Source organism: Alcanivorax sp. MD8A (assembly GCF_002888555.1).
Classification (GTDB): domain Bacteria; phylum Pseudomonadota; class Gammaproteobacteria; order Pseudomonadales; family Alcanivoracaceae; genus Alcanivorax.
The window spans coordinates 92,288-112,352 of record NZ_AQOQ01000009.1 but is presented as its reverse complement, the minus strand read 5'-3'; the positions used below and the strand labels follow the sequence as shown (position 1 = coordinate 112,352).

Annotated in this window: 18 protein-coding genes; 8 read left to right on the top strand and 10 right to left on the bottom strand. The window is 60.0% G+C overall.

Annotated elements, in window-relative coordinates; translation table 11 throughout:
• The first annotated feature begins 98 nt into the window (after positions 1 to 98).
• From queA to secF, 5 genes are all read left to right on the top strand, one after another.
• Positions 99 to 1,142 carry a tRNA preQ1(34) S-adenosylmethionine ribosyltransferase-isomerase QueA gene (gene queA / locus A15D_RS06855; protein WP_102791337.1) on the top strand — a complete coding sequence of 348 codons (1,044 nt, stop codon included), beginning with the start codon at positions 99 to 101 and terminating at the stop codon, positions 1,140 to 1,142.
• Between the two features lie 8 nt (positions 1,143 to 1,150).
• Complete coding sequence (gene tgt, locus A15D_RS06850; RefSeq protein WP_102791336.1) at positions 1,151 to 2,263, top strand: tRNA guanosine(34) transglycosylase Tgt; 1,113 nt, start codon at positions 1,151 to 1,153, stop codon at positions 2,261 to 2,263.
• A 23-nt stretch (positions 2,264 to 2,286) separates the two neighbouring features.
• Positions 2,287 to 2,646 (top strand): preprotein translocase subunit YajC, encoded by a 360-nt coding sequence (yajC, locus tag A15D_RS06845; RefSeq protein WP_022985156.1) that lies wholly within the window; start codon positions 2,287 to 2,289, stop codon positions 2,644 to 2,646.
• Between the two features lie 72 nt (positions 2,647 to 2,718).
• Positions 2,719 to 4,599 carry a protein translocase subunit SecD gene (secD, locus tag A15D_RS06840; protein WP_102791320.1) on the top strand — a complete coding sequence of 627 codons (1,881 nt, stop codon included), beginning with the start codon at positions 2,719 to 2,721 and terminating at the stop codon, positions 4,597 to 4,599.
• 12 nt (positions 4,600 to 4,611) lie between these two features.
• Positions 4,612 to 5,535 carry a protein translocase subunit SecF gene (secF, locus tag A15D_RS06835; protein WP_233192126.1) on the top strand — a complete coding sequence of 308 codons (924 nt, stop codon included), beginning with the start codon at positions 4,612 to 4,614 and terminating at the stop codon, positions 5,533 to 5,535.
• Positions 5,536 to 5,801: 266 nt separating this feature from the next.
• Here the strand turns inward: secF and A15D_RS06830 are convergent, their stop codons facing one another.
• The 7 genes from A15D_RS06830 to A15D_RS06800 form a co-directional block, all read right to left on the bottom strand.
• Positions 5,802 to 7,007: a pyridoxal phosphate-dependent aminotransferase gene (locus tag A15D_RS06830; protein ID WP_102791319.1), complete on the bottom strand. Its 1,206-nt coding sequence runs from the start codon at positions 7,005 to 7,007 to the stop codon at positions 5,802 to 5,804.
• A gap of 103 nt (positions 7,008 to 7,110) precedes the next feature.
• Positions 7,111 to 8,517 carry an amidase gene (locus A15D_RS06825; protein ID WP_102791318.1) on the bottom strand — a complete coding sequence of 469 codons (1,407 nt, stop codon included), beginning with the start codon at positions 8,515 to 8,517 and terminating at the stop codon, positions 7,111 to 7,113.
• 48 nt (positions 8,518 to 8,565) lie between these two features.
• On the bottom strand, positions 8,566 to 9,537 hold the full coding sequence (locus A15D_RS06820) for a D-2-hydroxyacid dehydrogenase (RefSeq protein ID WP_102791317.1): 972 nt from the start codon (positions 9,535 to 9,537) through the stop codon (positions 8,566 to 8,568).
• Positions 9,538 to 9,563: 26 nt separating this feature from the next.
• Positions 9,564 to 10,814: an aspartate aminotransferase family protein gene (locus tag A15D_RS06815; protein WP_102791316.1), complete on the bottom strand. Its 1,251-nt coding sequence runs from the start codon at positions 10,812 to 10,814 to the stop codon at positions 9,564 to 9,566.
• Between the two features lie 73 nt (positions 10,815 to 10,887).
• Entirely contained in the window at positions 10,888 to 12,018 is a 1,131-nt protein-coding gene (locus A15D_RS06810; RefSeq protein WP_102791315.1) for an isocitrate/isopropylmalate dehydrogenase family protein, read from the bottom strand.
• 78 nt (positions 12,019 to 12,096) lie between these two features.
• Positions 12,097 to 13,554, bottom strand: coding sequence for an NAD-dependent succinate-semialdehyde dehydrogenase (locus tag A15D_RS06805; RefSeq protein WP_102791314.1), 1,458 nt, complete (start codon positions 13,552 to 13,554; stop codon positions 12,097 to 12,099).
• A 270-nt stretch (positions 13,555 to 13,824) separates the two neighbouring features.
• The gene (locus A15D_RS06800; RefSeq protein ID WP_102791313.1) at positions 13,825 to 14,643 is read right to left on the bottom strand and encodes an inositol monophosphatase family protein; all 819 of its coding nucleotides are present in this window, start codon (positions 14,641 to 14,643) and stop codon (positions 13,825 to 13,827) included.
• Positions 14,644 to 14,794: 151 nt separating this feature from the next.
• Here A15D_RS06800 and trmJ point away from each other — a divergent pair, with 151 nt between their 5' ends.
• Positions 14,795 to 15,568 (top strand): tRNA (cytosine(32)/uridine(32)-2'-O)-methyltransferase TrmJ, encoded by a 774-nt coding sequence (gene trmJ / locus A15D_RS06795; protein ID WP_102791312.1) that lies wholly within the window; start codon positions 14,795 to 14,797, stop codon positions 15,566 to 15,568.
• Positions 15,569 to 15,620: 52 nt separating this feature from the next.
• Complete coding sequence (gene cysE / locus A15D_RS06790) at positions 15,621 to 16,388, top strand: serine O-acetyltransferase (RefSeq protein ID WP_022985167.1); 768 nt, start codon at positions 15,621 to 15,623, stop codon at positions 16,386 to 16,388.
• 77 nt (positions 16,389 to 16,465) lie between these two features.
• On the opposite strand, the gene ychF is transcribed toward cysE, so the two are convergent.
• Positions 16,466 to 17,557 carry a redox-regulated ATPase YchF gene (ychF, locus tag A15D_RS06785; protein WP_022985168.1) on the bottom strand — a complete coding sequence of 364 codons (1,092 nt, stop codon included), beginning with the start codon at positions 17,555 to 17,557 and terminating at the stop codon, positions 16,466 to 16,468.
• 172 nt (positions 17,558 to 17,729) lie between these two features.
• Between ychF and A15D_RS06780 the strand changes: the two genes are divergently transcribed.
• A complete protein-coding gene (locus A15D_RS06780; RefSeq protein ID WP_102791334.1) occupies positions 17,730 to 18,470 on the top strand; it encodes a glutathione S-transferase family protein in 741 nt (246 codons plus the stop codon).
• Positions 18,471 to 18,768: 298 nt separating this feature from the next.
• Here A15D_RS06780 and pth read toward each other — a convergent pair whose 3' ends face one another.
• Together pth and A15D_RS06770 are read right to left on the bottom strand one after the other, a co-directional pair.
• A complete protein-coding gene (pth, locus tag A15D_RS06775) occupies positions 18,769 to 19,356 on the bottom strand; it encodes an aminoacyl-tRNA hydrolase (protein ID WP_022985170.1) in 588 nt (195 codons plus the stop codon).
• 8 nt (positions 19,357 to 19,364) lie between these two features.
• Positions 19,365 to 20,006 carry a 50S ribosomal protein L25/general stress protein Ctc gene (locus tag A15D_RS06770; protein ID WP_022985171.1) on the bottom strand — a complete coding sequence of 214 codons (642 nt, stop codon included), beginning with the start codon at positions 20,004 to 20,006 and terminating at the stop codon, positions 19,365 to 19,367.
• Between the last annotated feature and the right edge of the window lie 59 nt (positions 20,007 to 20,065).

The following is a 20,065-nucleotide window of genomic DNA, read 5'->3' as shown; positions in this document are numbered from 1 at the left end:
TCTGTGCGCTTGTGCTCTTGGAAGGGAAACAGCTTTTGATCCTGCTTTCGGTGCCGGGTATCCTTGCCCTCCCTTGAACTTCCGTGCCGGTACAGTACGTGAACGTCGACGATTTTGACTTTGAACTCCCGGACGGGCTGATCGCCCGCCATCCCCCCGCTCAGCGCCGTGATGCCCGTTTGTTGGCGCTGACCCGTGACGCCCTCCAACACCAGCAATTTCCTGACTTGCTGGGCTATGTCCGGCCCGGTGACCTGCTGATCTTCAATGACACCCGGGTGATCCCGGCTCGCCTGTTCGGCCACAAAGACAGTGGCGGCAAGGTGGAAGTGCTGATTGAGCGGGTCGTGGATGATCATGAAGCGCTGGCCCATGTGCGTGCTTCCAAATCCCCCAAGCCGGGCAGCTGGCTGCAGTTTGATGAGGGCGTACGGGCCCAGGTCACCGGTCGCCGCGATGCCCTGTTTATTCTCCAGTTCCACGGCTGCGAGACCCTGCTTGGCGCGCTGGAAACGATTGGCCATGTGCCGTTGCCGCCCTATATCGATCGCCCGGATGAACAGGGGGACATGGAGCGCTATCAGACCGTGTATGCCCGCGAGCCCGGTGCCGTGGCAGCTCCCACCGCGGGGCTGCATTTTGATGAGGCGATGCTGACGGCCCTGCAGCAGCACGGGGTTGATATCGGCTATGTCACCCTCCATGTAGGAGCAGGGACGTTTCAGCCCGTGCGTGTGGACAAGGTGGAAGACCATCACATGCACAGCGAACGCTACCAGATTCCCGAAACGCTGGTGGAGCAGGTGGCGCAGGCCCATGCCCGTGGCGGACGTATTGTGGCTGTGGGCACCACCGCGTTGCGGGCGCTGGAAGCCGCCAGCCAGTCCGGTAGCTTGAAGGCCGGTCAGGGGGAGACCGATATTTTCATCTATCCCGGTTATCAATTCCGGTTGGTGGAGTGTCTGCTGACCAATTTCCACCTGCCCAAGTCCACGCTGCTGATGCTGATCAGTGCTTTTGCCGGGCAAGAGCGCGTCATGGGCGCGTATCAGGCGGCGATCGAGGCAGAGTACCGTTTCTTCAGCTACGGCGATGCCATGTTCATTGAAAGGGTGGATGTGTCCACCGCAGAGAGGGTCTGATGTCTCGCATGCAATTTTCCCTGAAGACCACGGACGGTGATGCCCGTCGTGGCGAGATCACCTTCCCCCGCGGCACGATCCAGACCCCGGCCTTCATGCCTGTGGGGACCTATGGCACGGTGAAGGGCATGCTGCCGAAAGACCTGGCCGATACCGGTGCCGAGATCTGTCTGGGTAATACCTTCCATTTGATGCTGCGCCCGGGCACCGAGGTGATCGAAGCCCATGGTTCCCTGCATGGTTTCATGCAATGGGACAAACCGATTCTTACCGATTCCGGTGGGTTTCAGGTCTTCAGCCTGGGGGAAATGCGCAAGATTTCCGAACACGGCGTGGTGTTCAAGAACCCCATCAATGGCGACAAGGTCGAGCTGACGCCCGAGCGTGCCATGCAGGTACAGCGCTCGCTGGGCAGTGATATCTGCATGATCTTCGATGAATGCACCCCGTTTCCTGCCACCGAGCAGCAGGCCCGAGATTCCATGGAACTGTCTCTGCGCTGGGCACAACGCTCCAAGGATGCGCACCAGGGCAACGATGCGGCCTGCTTCGGCATTGTGCAGGGCGGCATGTACGACAACCTGCGCCGGGAGTCGCTGGCCGGTCTGGTGGATATCGGCTTTGATGGTTATGCCGTGGGTGGCTTGAGTGTGGGTGAGCCCCAGGAAGAAATGCTGCGTACTCTGGGTAACCTGACGCCGCATATGCCTGCAGAGCGTCCCCGTTACCTGATGGGGGTCGGCAAGCCGGAAGATATCGTCGAGGCGGTTCGGCGCGGAGTCGACATGTTCGACTGTGTCATGCCCACCCGTAATGCCCGCAACGGCCACCTGTTCACCTCTCAAGGGGTGATCAAGATCCGTAACGCCAAACACCGTCACGACCTGGCGCCACTGGAAGCCGAGTGTGACTGCTATACCTGCCAGCATTTTTCCCGCAGCTATCTGCACCATCTGGATCGCTGCAATGAAATGCTTGGCTCCCAGCTCAATACCATCCATAACCTGCGCTACTATCAGCGCCTGATGGCTGGATTGCGGGGGGCCATTGAAGGGGGTACATTGTCCGCCTTTGTGGACGACTTCTATGCCGCTCGGGGTGAGCAGACTCCCGCGCTGTAGCTTATTGAAAACTGGAGTAATTAATGAAAATCGCAATGCGTTCCCTGCTGGCCCTTCTGGCCACTGCCCTGGTCTCTCCGGCGTATGCCCAGGCGGCCCCGGCCGGCCCCGGTGGTGTCGAGCTGATCATGCTGGTGGTGATGATGGTGGTGTTCTACTTCTTCCTGATTCGTCCGCAGCAAAAGCGCGCCAAAGAGCACAAGAATCTGGTGGAAAACCTGAACAAGGGTGATGAAGTGGTCACCAGCGGTGGCATTCTGGGCAAGATCGCCAAGGTCACCGACGAGTTCGTGGTGGTAGAAATCAGCAACAACCTGGAAATCAAACTGCAAAAGCAGAGCATCCAGGCCACCTTGCCCAAAGGCACCATCAAGTCCATTTAAGACTCTCAGCCCCGTTTCTGACGGGGCTTTTTATTACACCGGACACCACCGGAATAAACACCGGAAAGAGCTATGACCCGCTATCCACGCTGGAAATTTTTCCTGCTTCTGGCCGCCCTCGTTGTTTGCGGCCTGTATGCCCTGCCCAACCTGTACCCGGACGCTCCTGCCATTCAGATCAGCCATGCTGATGCTGGCGGTGAAGTCTCTGACGTGGCCCGTCAGAGAGTGCTTGGCGCTCTGGATGAGGCCGGACTCAGTCACGGCCCCGGCGAATCCGTCGGCTCCTCCCTGTTGGTGCGCCTGAACGATACCGAAGCCCAGCTGCGTGCCCGCGATCTGGCGGCCTCTGAGCTGGGGGATAACTATGTGGTCGCCCTGAACCTGGCCGAAACGACGCCGGACTGGCTGCGATCCATCGGTGCCAGCCCCATGAATTTGGGTCTGGATCTGCGCGGCGGGGTGCATTTCCTGTTGCAGGTAGACATGAATGCGGTGGTCGACAGCCGCATGGAAGCCTGGGCAGGTAATGCCAAGCTGACATTGCGTGATGCGGGTGTCCGTTATCGTGACGTTGCGGTGGATGGCACGACCCTCACGGTAACCTTTGCTGATCAGGTCGCTGCCGATGCGGCACGAGCCCCCCTGCGCCAGGCGCTGGACAAGTTCACCATGAAGCCGGCCGGAGATACCCCGGAAGCCGTTCTGGTGTTGAACGACAGTGCCCTGAAGGAAATGCAGGACTACGCCGTCGACCAGAACCGTACTGCCCTGAACAAGCGTGTCAACGAACTGGGTGTGGCGGAAGCGGTGGTACAGCGTCAGGGGGCTGACCGTATCGTGGTGCAGCTGCCGGGCATTCAGGATGCTTCCCAGGCGCGCCGGATTCTGGGGCGTACCGCGACGCTAGAATTCCGCTTGGTAGATAACAGTGTGTCGTCGGCGCGGCTGCGCAGCGGCATGGCGCCTCCGGGCGTGGAGTTCTATCCCTTCAAGGGGCAGGAAGGCCGAATCGTGGCCATGAGCAAGTCCAAAATCGCCACTGGTGATCAGGTGATTGATGCGCGCATGGGCTTCAGCCAGGACTCCGGTTCACCGGAAGTGAACGTCACCCTGGATTCCGATGGCGCCCGTCGTATGCAGCGCATTACGGGCAAGAACGTCGGTAACCCCATGGGCGTGCTGTTTATTGAAACCAAGACTGACGTGAAGAAGGTCGAGGGCGAAGACGGCAATCTGGTCGACAAGATGGTCAGTACCACCGACAAATACGTGATCAACGTTGCCACCATTCAGGACACCCTGGGCAGTCGATTCCGGATCACCGGACTGGATAACCCCGCAGAGGCGTCCGAGCTGGCCCTGCTGCTGCGGGCGGGTTCTCTGGCGGCGCCGGTGAGCATTGTGGAAGAGCGCACCGTCGGCCCGAGCCTGGGTGCCGAGAACATCGAGGCGGGCCTCAAGTCCATGGCATTGGGTTTGTCGCTGGTGCTGATCTTCATGGTGGTCTGGTACAAGCTGTTTGGCCTGATTGCCAATGTGGCCCTGCTGGGCAACCTGGTCATCATTGTAGGCATCATGTCGCTGATTCCCGGTGCCACCATGACGCTGCCGGGCATTGCCGGCATCGTGTTGACCGTGGGTATGGCGGTGGATGCCAACGTATTGATCTTCGAACGTATTCGCGAGGATCTGCGTCGCGGGCTTAAACCCCGACAGGCCATCGAAGAGGGTTATGCCCGTGCCTTCACCACCATTCTGGATGCCAATATCACCACGCTGATTGTCGCGGTGATCCTGTTTGCGGCCGGTACCGGTTCGGTGCAGGGCTTCGCGGTCACCCTGTTTATCGGCATTCTTACGTCCATGTTCACGGCGATCATTGGTACCCGTGCCATGGCGGAAATGGTTTACGGGCGCGGCGCCCGTGCACCGGCGAAACTGAGTATTTAAGGCGGTGATGCGATGAGTAAAGCAACCATGAACATTAACTTTATGGGTGTCCGCAAACCGCTGGGCATCCTGTCTGTCTTGCTGGTGATTGCCTCGGTGGTATTGCTGGTCACCCGGGGGTTGAACCTGGGGCTGGACTTCACTGGCGGGACCACCGTGGTAGTGAAAAGCCCGGTGGACGTGGAGTTGTCGCAGGTTCGTGCGGATCTGACTGCGGCGGGCTACGGCGATGCGGTGGCACAGCACTACGGTTCGCCAAAGGAAGTGAACATTCGCGTGGCGCCAAAAGAAGGCGCGGACGCGGATGAGGTGGGCCATAACGTCTACGCGGCGCTCAAGGCGCACAATGGTGAGCTGGAGTTGCTCAAAGTGGAGTTCGTGGGTCCACAGGTGGGTGACGAGCTGCGCGATGAATCCGGCACCGCCATGTTGCTGGCGCTGGGTTTGATGATGCTCTACGTCTGGTTCCGGTTCTCCAACAAGTTTGGTGTTGCCACTGTGGTGGCGTTGTTCCATGACGTGATCATCGTGCTGGGGATTTTCTCTCTGGTGCAGTGGCCGTTTGATCTGACGGTGCTGGCGGCAGTCCTGGCGCTGATTGGTTACTCCCTGAATGACTCCATTGTGGTGGCGGACCGGATTCGGGAAGATTTTCGCAACTCGCGCAAGAGCGACCCTGAACAGATCATCAATGATGCCGTGAATGCGACCTTCAGCCGAACCATCAATACCTCTCTGACAACGTTACTGGTATTGGTGGCACTGTTCTTCTTCGGTGGTGAGGTGATGCGTTCTTTCTCGGAAGCGCTGTTGGTGGGTATCGCTGTCGGTACTTACTCTTCCATTTATGTGGTGAGTAACATCCTGTTCATGATGAAAGTGAGCAAGGAGGATTTCATCATTCCGGAGCCGGAAGAAATTGATGAAATGCCATAAGAGCAGTTAACAGTTAATAATTAATAGTTAACAGCTAAAACAAAAAAGCCGCGATTCTTTCGCGGCTTTTTTTGTTTTTTTCTGGGGGATTCTGCCTACAGGTGATGGAGGGGCAAGCTGCAAGCTTCAAGCTACAACACGAATCAGTGGGTCAGGAGTTTCTGACGCCTTGCCCGCGCACAATTTCAGTAATCGATCGCGGGCACGGTCTTGCCGTTAATGATGACTATTGTCGCGTTGTGACTTGTAGCTTGAGGCTTGCCGCTTTACGAAAAATTCTGCTTCTTCATCCACGGAATAATTCGTTCGAAGGCCTCTTCGATCTGGTCCAGTGAGGTGGAATAGCTGATGCGCAGGGCGTTCTTTCCGGCTTCGCCGAAGGTGTCGCCGGGGATGGTGCAGACGCCGGTTTCACGCAGCAGTTTCAGGGCGACGTTGGCGCCGTCCACGCCTTCCGGTAACGATGGGAACAGATAGAAAGCACCGTCCGGGCGGTAGCCGGTGAGGTGCGGTGTTTGTGAGACCAGCTCGATCAGGCGGTCACGCCGCTGTTGGTATTCTTCTACCATGGAGTCAATAAACTGGTTGCTGCCCCGCAGTGCCGCAACGCCGGCCCATTGGCAGGGGGTGTTGGCCACGGTGGTGGTGAACATGTGATAGCGCCGCAATTTCTTGATGGCACCCTGGCTGCCAATCAACCAGCCCACGCGCATACCGGCCATGGAAAAGGTTTTGGAAAAGCTGCTCACCACCATGACGTGGTCAAGGTCCGGGCAGCAGGATAGCACGCTGGGGTAATCACGGCCGTCGTAGATCAGATGGTCATAGACTTCATCACTAATGATATGAATGCCACGGTATGCGGCTTCCTCGACGATGGCTTCAATGGTTTCCCGCGGGTAAATGGTGCCAGTGGGGTTGCTGGGGGAATTCAATACTACGGCAAACGTATTGGGCCCCATGGCGTCGATGACTTCCTGGGGATCAAGCTGGTGATCGTTCTCGGCGCGGGTGGCGATGTTCTTTACCGTGCCGCCGTTCATGCGGATCAGCGGGCCATAAAGCATGAACGAGGGGTCGGGAACGATAAACTCGCGGCCTGGAGCCGAGGTGGCGGTGAGTGCCAGATAGATTGCTTCGGTAGCGCCGGTGGTGATCATCAGGTTTTCCGGCACCAACGGACGTCCGTAGCGGGTACTGTAATAATCGGCCAGCGCTTCCAGTAACTCTGGAAGCCCCGCGTCCATGGTGTAACCGGTCTGCCCGGCATTCAGCGCATCAACGCCGGCCTGTACCACATGGCTCGGTGGTTTGAAGTCCGGCTGGCCAATGGAAAGGTGGATGACATCGTCCAGATCCGCCGCCAGATTGACCATGCGACGAATGCCCGGCACCGGGATGGTCAGCAGTGCCGGGTTCCAGATCGGGTCTTCGCTTTCGTAGAAATCCGTGTCCAGATTGATGTTACCCATCGTCGTCTCCTGTTGGCGATCAGTCCTGCCGCAGGAGCGTCGTTGGCGGCGCGATAACCATCACTGGAATCGCGCCGCCAGCGGCGCTCCTGCAGAGAGGGGGTTATTCCTGTAGCAAGGGCGGCAGGTGAGCGAATGGTTGTGCCTGCTCGAAGGCGTGGCCGGCAGCCAGCACCCGGGCGTCATCGAAACGGGCGCCGACGATTTGCAGGGCCATGGGCAGCCCGTTGCTGTTCAGGCCCATGGGCACCGACAACGCCGGTTGCCCGGTGAGGTTGAACGGGTAGGTAAAGGGCGTCCAGGTCGGCCAGCGGGTGCTCGGCCAGTCCACCGGCACTTCGCGGTCGGTATCAAAGGCTTCGATGGGCAGAGTCGGGGTGATGAGCAGATCGTACTTGGTATGGAATACCGCCATGCGTTCGCTCACGGCCATGCGCTCGTTCATGGCACCCAGATAATCCAGCATGGTGAGCTTTTCGGCCTTGCTGGCCACTTCGACCAGTGCCGGGTCCATCAGGCTGCGCTGGCGGTCGCCCAGGTCGCGCATGGCGTTGGCGGCGCCGCTGTAGAACAGGTGGCTGAAGGCGGCCAGCGGGTTGCTGAAACCGGGGTCCGCTTCGGTCACGGTGGCGCCCAGGTCCTCGAAGACCTTGGCGGCGTCCTTGAACGCCTTTTCAATTTCCGGGTCCACGTCCACATAGCCGAGAGTCGTACTCATGGCGATGTTGAGACCTTTCATGGGCTGGTTCAGGGCCGCCACATAATCAATATGGCGGCGCGGTGCGGCCAGACTGTCGCGGGCATCGGCTTCGCACAGCACGTTCATCATGAGTGCGGCGTCGGCTACGGTCCGTGTCATGGGGCCTGCGTGCGCCAGGGTGCCGAACGGGCTGGCCGGCCAGTGTGGGACTTCGCTGAAGGTGGGTTTATGGCCCACGATGCCGCAAAAACCTGCCGGGATGCGAATTGAGCCGCCGGCATCCGTGCCCAGCGCCAGGGGCGCCATGCCGGCAGAGACCGCCGCTGAGCTGCCGCCGCTGCTGCCGCCGGCGGTGCGTGCCGGGTTCCAGGGGTTGTTGGTCGGTCCGCACAGGGGGCTGTCGGTGATGCCCTTCCAGCCGAACTCCGGGGTGGTGGTTTTGCCAAGGGGGACATAGCCATGCCGTTCCAGGGCGGCCACGGCGGGGGAGCGTTTGTTGAGGGTCGCGTCGGGGTCGATGGTTTTTGACCCTTTCACGGTTGGCCACATGGGCGTCAGGAACACATCCTTGACCGCCACCGGGATTCCATCGAGCAGGCCGTCTGCCTTGCCATCCTGATAACGTTGCTCCGAGTCACGGGCCCATTGCAGGGTGGTGTCGCGGTCGATCAGGCACCAGGCATTCAGCGCCTGGTCGTGCTTCTCGATATGGTCCAGCAGGCTGGAGCACACTTCCACGGGGGACAGCGCGCCGGTCTGGTAGGCGGCTTTTAGCGCCTGGGCGCTCATGGTCAGTAGTTCCTTGCTCATCGGCGTACCTCCTGGTGTGACGTATGCCTGGTCTGAATGGATCAGCACTCAGGCATTGCTGACATAGCCATGTTCCTTGCTGACGGGGTTGGCGAGCGCCTCGCCCTGTTGCCAGCGTTGAAAGTTGTCGACAAATTGCTGCCCCAGCGCGGCGCGCCAGCCGATGAAATCCCCTGCCATATGGGCGGACAGCATGGCGTTGGGTTGATCCCACAATGGGTGATCGGCGGGCAGGGGCTCCTGTTCAAATACGTCCAGTGCGGCCCCGGCCAGATGACCACTCTGCAAGGCGGCCAGCAGGGCGTCGGTGCGAACGATGGGGCCGCGGCCGACGTTCACCAGGACCGACCCGGCTTTCATGCGCTGGAACTGCGGCTCATCGAATAATCCTTCGGTGTCCGGGGTCAGTGGCGCGGTGATGATCACGTAGTCCGCCTCGCCAAGGAGCCTGGGCAAATCGTCTTGCGCATACACCTTTTCAAAGGCTGCATCGTCACGGGCATGGCGGGCAGTGCCCATCACGTTCACGCCCAGCGCGCCCAGCAGGCGGGCTACTTCCCGGCCGATCGAACCCGCCCCCACGATGACCGCGAGGCTGTCACGCAGCAGGCGGGTTTCACGGTGTTGCCAGCGATGCTCGCGCATCAGTGACAGGTTGGTGAGCGTGTCTTTGGCAAACATCAGCACCGCACCCAGCACATACTCGGCGATACCCCGGTCGAATATGCCGCGGGCGTTGGTGACGACGATGTCGCTGTTCCTGATCGGATCGATCATCAGTGCATCCACGCCGGCGCTGGTGGCATGGACCCAGCGCACCGGGCAGTTGTCCGGCCACACTTGCGCCAGCACATCGGTACGAAAGTCGGTGACCACCAGTACCTCGGTGTCCGGCAGGGCGGCTTTCAGCTGCTCCGATGTCCGTGCTTCCTGCACCCGGGCCTGGCCGGCAAGGGCTTCCAGGCCGGGCAGGGAGGGCTCGTCTTCGGCAAGCAGCACGGTCACAACGGTATCGGTCATACAAGATCCTTGATTCAGTATGGTGCTCAGGCGGTGGCCTTCAGTGCCTTGGCAAACAGGTCAACGGCCTGATCGATTTCTGCCTCGCTGACCGTCAGCGGGGGCAGCCAGCGTACCACCTGCCCCTGGCTGCCGCAGCGCAGCATCAACATGCCGTTCTGCTCGCAATGTTTGAGAATGCGGCCGGCGCGGTCGCCGTCGGGAACGTGCGGCGCGCTGACCATTTCAACGCCCAACATCAGACCGGCGCCGCGGATTTCATCGATGCCGCCGTCCTCTTTCTGCAAACCTTCAAGATGCTTTCGCAACCGGGCGCCGAGGCTGTCGGCCCGGGCGACCAGCTGTTCATCCTCGATGACATCCAGGGTGGCAAGGGCCGCTGCGCAGGCCACCGCGTTGGCGCCGTAAGTGCCGCCCTGGGAGCCCGGATAACCGTGGTTCATCAAGTCCTTGCTGGCGGCGATGGCAGACAGCGGGTAACCGCTGGCCAGTCCCTTGGCAGTAATAATCAGGTCGGGTTTCACATTGAAATGCTGGTGGCTCCAGAAACGCCCGGTGCGGCCATAGCCCGCCTGGATTTCGTCGGCAATGAGCAAGATGCCGTGCTTGTCGCACCGCTCGCGCAAGCCTTCCATGAACGCGGTTGTGGCGGGGTAATAACCGTATTCGCCCTGCACCGGCTCAATGATCATGGCGGCGGTGTCTGCCGGATTGCACTCGGTGGCGAAGATATGGTCCAGCTCGTGCAGGCAGGCCGCCACGCATTCGTCCATGTCCTGTTGATAGCGGTAGGCATGGGGGAAGGGGGCGATGCTGACCCCGGCCATGAGCGGTTGCCAGCCGGTGCGGACCTTGCTGGTGGAGGTGGTCAGGGAGGCCGCCGCCAAAGTGCGGCCATGGAAGCCACCGCGAAAGGCAATCAGATTGGTGCGTCCGGTGGCCTGACGGGCCAGCCGCACGGCGGCTTCGACGGATTCGCTGCCGGAATTGGAAAAGGCCACCGCATCGAGTCCTTTGGGCAAGTGCTCATAGAGCCTGTCCGTCAGTGCCAGCATGTTGGGGTGGGTGACAGTGGCGTATTGAGCATGCACCAGCTTGGCCACTTGTTCCTGGGCGGCCGCAACGACCCTTGGGTGGCAATGGCCTGTGGCGGTGACGCCAATCCCGGACGTGAAATCCAGCCAGCGGTTGCCGTCCTTGTCATAGAGCCAGCTTCCTTCGCCGCGCTCCGCACAAATGCCGCTGGACTGGACCAGCAGGGGGGACAAATGACTCATGGCGCCTCCGTTTACCAATGCTTGCGATGTGTTTGCTTTGCTGTCGCGGTTTTCCTCATCAATGGCGCTGCCCTCAGACGGCAGCGGCCATGCGTTGACTCAATCGTTGGCCGGTTTCCCGGGTGCCTGTAAAGGGCTGTCGTAAATCCTCTGCTATCAGGTCATGCAGATGTTGTGCCGCATTGCCGATGGCGGGATGGTTCGGCGCCAGGGTGTCCAGCAGCATGGCCAGGCTTAACAGGGTGGCACGGGGGTCCGCCAGATTCTTTCCGGCGATATCCGGGGCGCTGCCGTGTACCGGCTCAAACAGGGCTGGCGTGTCGGCGTCAGCCGGATTCAGGTTGGCAGACGGTGCCAGGCCCGGCCCGCCACACAGCACTGCAGCCAGGTCGGTGAGAATGTCGCCGTGCAGGTTGCTGGCCACGATCACATCGAACTGCCAGGGACTTTGCACGAACTTCATGCAGGCGGCGTCCACTAGCTCGTGATGGGTGTCCACCTCCGGATAGAGAGCCGCGATGCGGGCGAAGGTTTCGGTGTACAGATCTCCCCAGAAGGGTTGCGCATTGCGTTTGGTGATCAGGCACACCTGGGCGGCTTTGCCGTCCTTGAACTGGCGTGGGGTGTCGCGCAGTCGGGCACGTTCTTCGGCACGTTCGAAGGCATGGCGAATCAGCCGCTCTGTGGCCGTGGCGGTGAAGACTTCGACCTGGGTGGCGATTTCGTCTGCCGCGCCGGCCCGCAGGCGGCCGCCCTGATTGCTGTATTCGCCTTCACTGTTTTCCCGAATCACCAGCATGTCGACGTCTTTGGCGCGTGGGTCGGCCAGGTATTGGGGGGCACCAGCCAGCCAGCGGGCAGGGCGCTCGCAGGCCCATAAATCCAGCTGTTTGCGCAGGGCCAGCAAAGGCCCCAGGGAGATACTGTCAGAGAGGACAAACCGCTCAGGATCATCCAGTGGGCCGGGATCACCCAGTGCCCCGAGAAGGATGCCGTCGAAGCGGCGCAATTGCGCCACGCCATCATCAGGCATCATCTGCCCGTGCTGCTGGTACCAGGCATGGGATGGCCAGGGAAACAGGGTCGCAGCGAGGGGGAGCTGATAGCGTTGAATCAACTGTTCCAGGAGCGCGTCCGCCACATCCATGACTTCCGGGCCAATGCCGTCACCGGGCAACAGGGCAATGTTCAGCGTTTGTCCCATTCCGTCTCCTTTCTGGCCGACGCGGTTCTATCTTCAGGGCCTCACTCAGGGGGCGCGTCAGGCGACCGTTCAGGGGTATCAGCTACCCATGCAGAGATACTTTTCTTCCAGGTACTCGTCCATTCCCTGATGGGAGCCTTCCCGGCCCAGGCCGGATTCCTTGACGCCGCCGAAGGGGGCCGCAGCATTGGAAATCAGGCCTTCGTTGACGCCGACCATGCCGCTTTCCAGTGCTTCAGCCACACGCCAGCAGCGGTGGATGTTATTGCTGTAGAAATAGGCCGCCAGGCCGTACGGGGTGTCGTTGGCAATCCGGATGGCGTCTTCTTCGCTCTTGAACGGGATGACGGCGGCCAGTGGGCCGAAGGTTTCTTCCTGGCAGAGCTGGGCGTCCTGGCTGACACCGGTGATCAGGGTAGGCTGTACAAAACTGCCGCCGCGTTCATGTCGCTGCCCGCCGGTGATGACAGTGGCGCCCTTGCCCAGGGCATCCTCGATATGCTCCATGACCTTGTCGGCGGCACCGCGATTGATCAGGGCGGCCTGGGTCACGCCATCGTCCATGCCATTGCCTACGTTCATGGCTTCAATGGCGACCTTGAGCTTGTCCACGAAGGCATCATGCACGCTGTCCTGTACCAGGAAGCGGTTAACACACACGCAGGTCTGGCCGGTGTTGCGGAATTTGCTGGCCATGGCGCCCTCCACCGCCTTGTCCAGATCGGCATCATCAAACACGATGAAGGGCGCATTGCCGCCGAGTTCCAGTGAGACCTTCTGGATATGTTTAGCGCATTGGGCCATCAGTTTGCTGCCCACTTCGGTGGAACCGGTAAAACTCAGCTTGCGAACAATGGGGGAGTCGGTCAGGGCGGTGGAAATTGCCCCGGCACTACCGGTAATGACGCTGAAAACGCCGGCCGGAATGCCGGCCCGCTGGGCCAGCTCTGCCAGTGCCAATGCCGAATAGGGGGTGGCGCTGGCCGGTTTGACGACCATGGTACAGCCGGCAGCCAGAGCCGCCCCCGCCTTGCGGGTAATCATGGAAGAGGGGAAATTCCAGGGGGTGATCGCGGCGGTGACACCGATGGGTTGTTTGATCACCACGATACGCTGGCCGGGTTTTGGTGCCGGGATGGTGTCGCCGTAGGCGCGACGGGCTTCTTCAGCAAACCATTTCAGAAACGAGGCGGCGTAGGCAATTTCGCCTTTGGCTTCGGCCAGGGGTTTGCCTTGCTCCAGTGTCATCAGCTGACCGAGGTCGTCCTGATGTTCCATCATCAGGTCATGCCAGGTTTCCAGCAGGCCGGCCCGTTCTGCGGCAGTTTTGTCTCGCCACGCAGGGAAGGCGGCATGGGCGGCATCAATGGCGCGGCGGGTTTCGGCCTCGCCCATGCGTGGCGCAGTACCCAGCGTCTCTTCGGTGGCCGGGTTGTCCACCGTGAAAGTGCCACCGTCGTCCGCATCACACCATTGACCGTCGATGTAGCACTGCTCACGGAAAAGTGACGGATCCGATAGCGTTACTGAGCCCATTCCATGTCTCCTTGCCAACGTGTCTGTCTTTCACGCTAGCAAAGCACACACAGATGTCCATGCCGAATTGCAAAAATCGGTTTGGGGTCTAAGGAAATCAGCTGCGAGCTATTAGCTGTGAGCTGCGAGAAATGAGAAAAGATAAAAGCAATAACCGGAGAAACTAGTGGGATTGGGCTGCTTATGAAGGGGGGGGCGCGGCTCAAGAGGTGCTGTTGGCACCTGCCTTGGGCCGCGTCATAGCTCATAGCTGATGGCTCGTAGCTGGCTTTACCTGCGCAGACCGTCGGTAAGATGGGGTTTGATTTTTTGCAGCAGGCCTTTGAACACCTTGGGGCTGCCTGCGACCACGCCGCCGCTTTCCAGGTACTTGTGACCACCGCTCAGGTCGCCAACCAGCCCGCCGGCTTCGGTGATCAGCAAGGCGCCAGCAGCCATGTCCCACTCGGCCAGACCGAATTCAAAGAAACCATCCAGGCGGCCTGCGGCCAGCCAGGCCAGGTCCAGGGCGGCAGAGCCCGGGCGGCGCAAGCCTGCGGTGCTGGCGGCGATGTCGGCAAACATGCCCAGGTAAGCGTCCATGAAGGGAGCCTGATCCTTGCGGAACGGGAAACCGGTGCCGATCAGGCAGCCGTCCAGGCCGGGACGGTTGGTGCAGCGAATGCGGCGGCCATTAAGGGCCGCGCCCCGACCACGGCTGGCGGTGAATTCCTCATCGCGGTTGGGATCGTAAATAACCGCATGTTCCACTTTGCCTTTGTGCTTGAGGGCAATGGAAACACAGTACTGGGGGAAGCCATGGATAAAGTTGGTGGTGCCATCCAGCGGGTCGATGATCCACTGATAATCGGCCCCTTCGCCCTTGCCTTCGATGATGCCGGATTCCTCGGCGAGAATGCCGTGGTCCGGATAGGCTTTCAGGAGGGTTTCGATAATGCGCTTTTCAGCCGCACGATCCACTTCGGTAACGAAGTCGTTCATGCCCTTCTTGGTGACAGACACCGGGTCACTGCTTTCGGCAGCGCGTCGAATCAGGTTACCCGCGGAGCGGGCGGCTCGCAGGGCGATATTCACTTGCGGCGCATGCATGCATCTGTCCTCAAAAATTGACTGTAAAAGAGCTCCGGCAGCAGGGCAGGCCTGACCGGGGCGCGGATTGTAGCAGAGCCTAAGCAGTCATTAATACACTCTCATGATAACATTGCCGTCTTTTACGACCAGACCTGTTACAGGAACGCTGATGCTGGAAAATGTGCGTATCGTGATGGTGGAAACCACCCATCCCGGTAATGTGGGGGCTGCTGCCCGAGCCATGAAAACCATGGGGTTGTCGGATCTTCGCCTTGTAAAACCGCAGGGCTACCCCAATGTGGAAGCCACTGCCCGGGCGTCAGGTGCCGGCGATGTGCTGGAAGCCGCGCAGGTATGTGACAGCCTGGATGAAGCCCTGGAAGGCGCCACGCTGGTGATTGGTACCAGTGCTCGCCAGCGACGGATTCCCTGGCCCTGTCTGACCCCCCGTCAGCTGGCGGCGCAGTTGTCCCACGAGCCGGAAGAAACACGCATTGCGGTGCTGTTCGGCCGTGAAGACCGCGGGCTGACCAACGACGAGCTGCGTCGTTGCAACCTGCACGTGAGCGTCCCGGCCAACCCGGATTACGGGGTGTTGAATGTGGCCTCGGCGGTGCAGCTGATCTGTTACGAGTTGCGCCTGGCGTTGCTGGGAGAGGATTTCGATCTCAAGGAAGCCCGCTCGCGCCGCGAAGCGATGCCCTTGCCCGAGATGTTCTGGGACGAGCCGCTTGCTACCAACGAGGCGGTGGCCGGTTTTCTGGATCACCTGGAAACGGTCATGGAGCAGAGTGGGTTCCTGAATCCGGAGCAGCCGGGGCAGGTCATGACGCGTATGCGCCGTTTGTTTATGCGCGCCCGACCCGACAAAATGGAAATGAGCATTTTGCGGGGTGTGCTGGTGGCGCTGGAGAAAAAAATGAAGGAGGGCGACAACCCGTAACGCAGACCGGGTTGGCGCATCCATAAGGACTCAGGTCCTGGACGAGGTAGCTATGTTTGATCGAGTACGCGAGGACATTGCGTCGGTATTTCATCGGGACCCGGCGGCCCGCAACACGCTGGAAGTGTTGCTCAACTATCCCGGCCTGCATGCGGTGCTGTTTCACCGTCTGGCCCATGGCCTGTGGCGGCGCAACTTCAAGCAGCTGGCGCGCATTATTTCCACGTTTTCCCGCTGGCTGACCGGTATTGAAATCCACCCGGGTGCCAAGATTGGTCGTCGGTTCTTTATCGACCACGGCATGGGGGTGGTGATCGGTGAAACCGCAGAGATCGGTGATGACGTCACCTTGTATCACGGGGTGACCCTGGGTGGCACCAGCTGGAACAAAGGCAAGCGCCACCCGACCCTGGAAGATGGGGTGGTGGTGGGGGCCGGCGCCAAGGTGCTGGGCCCGTTTACCGTGCGCAAGGGCGCCAAGATCGGTTCCAACTCGGTAGTGACCAAAGAGGTACCGGAAGGGGCAACGGTGGTGGGGATCCCGGGTCGTGTGATCAACAAGCCGCTCACCGAGAAAGAAAAGACCCGTCAGGAAATGGCCGAGAAAATCGGTTTTCAGGCCTACGGGGTCAGCAACGACATGCCCGACCCGGTCGCCGAAGCCATTCACTTGCTGCTGGATCACATGCATGCGGTGGACAACAAGCTGGATCGGGTGTGCACCAACCTGAAAAAGCAGGGCATTCAGGGCTGTGATGAGAAGCTGCCGGAGTTGAAGGATGAAGATTTTGAGCCGGTGAATGCGGGTGGCACTGATTAAATCAGTTAACAGCGAAAAACGAAAAGGCCGCCCCTCGGGCGGCCTTTTCGTTTTAGCGTGTTGCGTGCCTGTGGCGTTTACACGTTGAAGCGGAAGTGCACCACATCGCCGTCCTTGACGATGTACTCCTTGCCTTCCAGGCGCCATTTGCCGGCATCCTTGGCGCCGGACTCACCGTTGTGCTCGATGTAGTCATCGTAGGCGGTGACTTCGGCACGGATGAAGCCTTTCTCGAAATCGGTGTGGATGACCCCGGCGGCTTGTGGCGCGGTGGCACCCACTTTGACGGTCCAGGCGCGGACTTCCTTCTTGCCGGCGGTGAAGTAGGTCTGCAGGCCGAGCAGGCTGAAACCCGCACGGATTACCCGGTTCAGACCCGGTTCGTCCATGCCGAGATCAGACAGGAAATCCGCCTTCTCTTCGTCGTCCAGCTCGGCGATTTCGGATTCGATCTTGGCGCAGATCGGCACCACGGAAGAGTTCTCTTTCTCGGCCAGCTCGCGTACGGCATCCAGCAGGGCGTTGTCTTCGAAGCCGCCTTCGTCCACGTTGGCAATGTACATGGTCGGCTTGAGCGTCAGCAGGTTGAGGCTCTTGAGCACCTTGCGCTCGTCGTCATTGAGCTCCACGGAGCGGGCCGGCTCGCCCTCGTTCAATGCGGGTAATACCTTGTCGAGAACAGGAAGCAGGCCTTTGGCATCCTTGTCCTGGCCCTTGGCGGCTTTGGTGGCGCGCAGGTGGGCCTTTTCCACGGTATCCAGATCCGCCAGTGCCAGCTCGGTATTGATCACGGCGATATCGTCCAGCGGTGAGACCTTGCCGGCCACGTGGATAACATTTTCGTCGTCGAAGCAACGTACCACATGGGCGATAGCGTCGGTTTCACGGATATTGGCCAGGAACTTGTTGCCCAGGCCTTCGCCTTTGGAGGCGCCGGCAACCAGGCCGGCAATGTCCACGAATTCCATGGTGGCGGGCATTACGCGCTCCGGATCCACGATGGCGGACAGTTTGTCCAGACGCGGGTCGGGTACCGGGACCACGCCAGTGTTGGGCTCAATGGTGCAGAACGGGAAGTTCTCGGCATCAATCCCCGCCTTGGTGAGCGCGTTGAACAGGGTGGATTTACCCACGTTGGGCAGACCGACGATACCGCATTTGAAACCCATGACAGACCTCCAGTTTTCGAGGCCGCAATGCTACTGAAAGCGGGCCGGAAAAGCGACCACCGGCAGGCGGAAAGCGGGGTTGCTGGGGGGACGGCATGGCAGGGCGCTGATGCCGATGTGCCATTTTGGGGAGGGGCTAGACTGCGGCCATGATCCTGACTGGCACACCATCATGACTGACCGCATTCTTTACCAGTTTCCGATTTCGCATTATTGCGAGAAAACCCGCTGGCAGCTGGACCACAAGGGGCTGGGTTTCCGTATCCATAACCTGCTGCCCGGGCCGCACCGTATCCGCACCCGCTTGATGGCCCGGATCGATACCTTGCCAATTCTTCGTGACGGCAAGCGGACGGTGGGCGATTCCACCCGGATTGCCTATTACCTGGAAAAGACATACCCGGAACGCCCCCTGTTACCGGAAGACCGGGAACTGCGAGCTCGGGTGATTGAGCTGGAGCAGCAGTTTGACCGCATTGGTGTTCATGTTCGCCGTTGGCTCTATGGGCAGATCATTGACCGGCCGGAAGTGATGGATGCCATGCTCACGCCCTACGGGCTGCCAGCGATGGTACAGAAGGTCATGACACCCGTGACCCGTGAGGCGGTGCGTCGCCTGTACCGGATCCAACCCAAGGCGGTGATGCGTTCCGAGCAGCGTCTGGAGGAAGGGCTTGCCCTGGTGGAGTCCTGCCTTCAAAAGGGCAATGGGCACTATCTGGTAGGGGACACCTTTACGTTGGCGGACATTGCCGCAGCCAGCCTGTTGGCGCCGCTGCTGAGCCCAGTCGGTACCCCTTGGGATATTTTCGACGAGAGCACCCTTTCCCCGGCTCTGCAGGCCCAGCTGCATAAGCTCAATACCCGGCCGGCTGGACAATGGGTGTTGGCGAGGTATGCAGGCGATCGTTGAAGATCAGCTATCAGCTATCAGCTACAAGCTACAAGCTACAAGCTGCAAGCTAGAAGCTACGCTTGTGGGATAGGAAAACCTCAATTCGTTCCCGGTTTTTTGGTTAATGGAAACGCGTTGCCAATCGTCGAGTTCGGCGACATGCAGGATCTGATGCCGCTGTAGGAGTTTCAACTTGTTGAACGAACCGGGCGTAGCACGGAATCGAGGTCATTGCCACTCGCAGCGCGGAGCAAAAAAGTGAAATTGGCAGGGCATTTCTTCGTGTTGCAGCTTGAGGCTTGTCGCTTGCAGCTCTTTACGCCTTGAACCCATTCAGTTGATTCATCGCGCTGTTCAGTTCCCCGCGAAGCATATCCGGGGTGTGATACACCGCTTCGTCGATGGCGCGGTCAATCAGATCACGGTCGGCTTTCGACGGCTTGTTGAGCACATGAGGCGTGACCTGGGCAGCAGAGCCGGGATGGCCAATACCAAGCCGCAAGCGGTAGAAGTCGCGGCTGTTGCCATGCTTGCTGATGATGTCGCGCAGACCATTATGGCCACCGTGCCCTCCGCCCAACTTGAAGCGGGCAGTGCCTGGGGGCAGGTCGAGTTCGTCGTGAGCGACCAGTATCTGCGTGACGGGGATCTTGAAGAAATTGGCCAGTGCGGCCGTGGCTTGACCACTGCGATTCATGAAAGTGGTCGGGACCAGCAAGCGAATGGTTTCGCCTTCAAAGGTGAAGGTGCCGGTCAGGCCGAAGTACTTCTTGTCTTCGGAAAGGAAAACGCCCTGGCGGCGAGCCAGGGCGTCAATGTACCAGACGCCAGCATTGTGGCGGGTGTCTTCGTATTCGCGGCCCGGGTTACCCAGGCCTACGATCAGTCGAACAGGTTCCGCCACGGTGCGTCTTATTCTTCGCTGGCTGCTTCTTCGCCGCCTTCTTCGTCGTCAGACTCGGAAGCACGTACTTTCGGCGCGTGGATAGCAGCAACCGGCTGGTCGTGGTCGTCGCCCAGCGCCAGCTGAGTCAGTTCCACGCCTTTCGGCAGTTTCAGGTCGGACAGGTGAACGATGGCGTTCATTTCGACTTCAGCCATATCCACTTCGATGAACTCAGGCAGATCCTGCGGCAGACAGCTCACTTCCACTTCGGAAATGTTGTGCTGGATTTCGCCACCCTGCTTCTTCACGCCAATGGAGCCGGCTTCGTTGATGAAGTGCAGCGGTACGTTCATGGTGATCTTGTGGGTCTTGTCCACACGCAGGAAATCCGCGTGGGTCGGAACACCTTTGGCCGGGTGACGCTGCAGGTCACGCAGTACCGCCTGTACATCCTTGCCGTCGACTTTCAGGGTCAGGATGTGGCTGTAGAACGCTTCGTTTTCCAGGGCTTTTTTCAGCTCGCGCAGCTCAACGCTGATCATCTGCGGCTCGGCTTCGCCACCATAGAGGATGCCAGGTACGCGATCTTGCAGACGACGCAGGCGGCGGCTCGCACCTTTCCCCGCGTCGCTGCGGATTTCTGCATTCAGCAGGAATTCATTGGACATGTTATGTCTCCAGTCTGCTCTCGGGCTTCCCGCGACCAGGTCGGCCAGAGAGGTTGATA

Coding starts and splice junctions, on each gene's coding strand:
- tgt (WP_102791336.1), top strand. CDS start 1,151: ATGCAATTTTCCCTGAAGACCACGGACGGTGATGCCCGTCGTGGCGAG.
- yajC (WP_022985156.1), top strand. CDS start 2,287: ATGAAAATCGCAATGCGTTCCCTGCTGGCCCTTCTGGCCACTGCCCTG.
- secD (WP_102791320.1), top strand. CDS start 2,719: ATGACCCGCTATCCACGCTGGAAATTTTTCCTGCTTCTGGCCGCCCTC.
- secF (WP_233192126.1), top strand. CDS start 4,612: ATGAGTAAAGCAACCATGAACATTAACTTTATGGGTGTCCGCAAACCG.
- A15D_RS06830 (WP_102791319.1), bottom strand. CDS start 7,007: ATGGGTAACATCAATCTGGACACGGATTTCTACGAAAGCGAAGACCCG.
- A15D_RS06825 (WP_102791318.1), bottom strand. CDS start 8,517: ATGAGCAAGGAACTACTGACCATGAGCGCCCAGGCGCTAAAAGCCGCC.
- A15D_RS06820 (WP_102791317.1), bottom strand. CDS start 9,537: ATGACCGATACCGTTGTGACCGTGCTGCTTGCCGAAGACGAGCCCTCC.
- A15D_RS06815 (WP_102791316.1), bottom strand. CDS start 10,814: ATGAGTCATTTGTCCCCCCTGCTGGTCCAGTCCAGCGGCATTTGTGCG.
- A15D_RS06810 (WP_102791315.1), bottom strand. CDS start 12,018: ATGGGACAAACGCTGAACATTGCCCTGTTGCCCGGTGACGGCATTGGC.
- A15D_RS06805 (WP_102791314.1), bottom strand. CDS start 13,554: ATGGGCTCAGTAACGCTATCGGATCCGTCACTTTTCCGTGAGCAGTGC.
- A15D_RS06800 (WP_102791313.1), bottom strand. CDS start 14,643: ATGCATGCGCCGCAAGTGAATATCGCCCTGCGAGCCGCCCGCTCCGCG.
- trmJ (WP_102791312.1), top strand. CDS start 14,795: ATGCTGGAAAATGTGCGTATCGTGATGGTGGAAACCACCCATCCCGGT.
- cysE (WP_022985167.1), top strand. CDS start 15,621: ATGTTTGATCGAGTACGCGAGGACATTGCGTCGGTATTTCATCGGGAC.
- ychF (WP_022985168.1), bottom strand. CDS start 17,557: ATGGGTTTCAAATGCGGTATCGTCGGTCTGCCCAACGTGGGTAAATCC.
- A15D_RS06780 (WP_102791334.1), top strand. CDS start 17,730: ATGACTGACCGCATTCTTTACCAGTTTCCGATTTCGCATTATTGCGAG.
- A15D_RS06770 (WP_022985171.1), bottom strand. CDS start 20,006: ATGTCCAATGAATTCCTGCTGAATGCAGAAATCCGCAGCGACGCGGGG.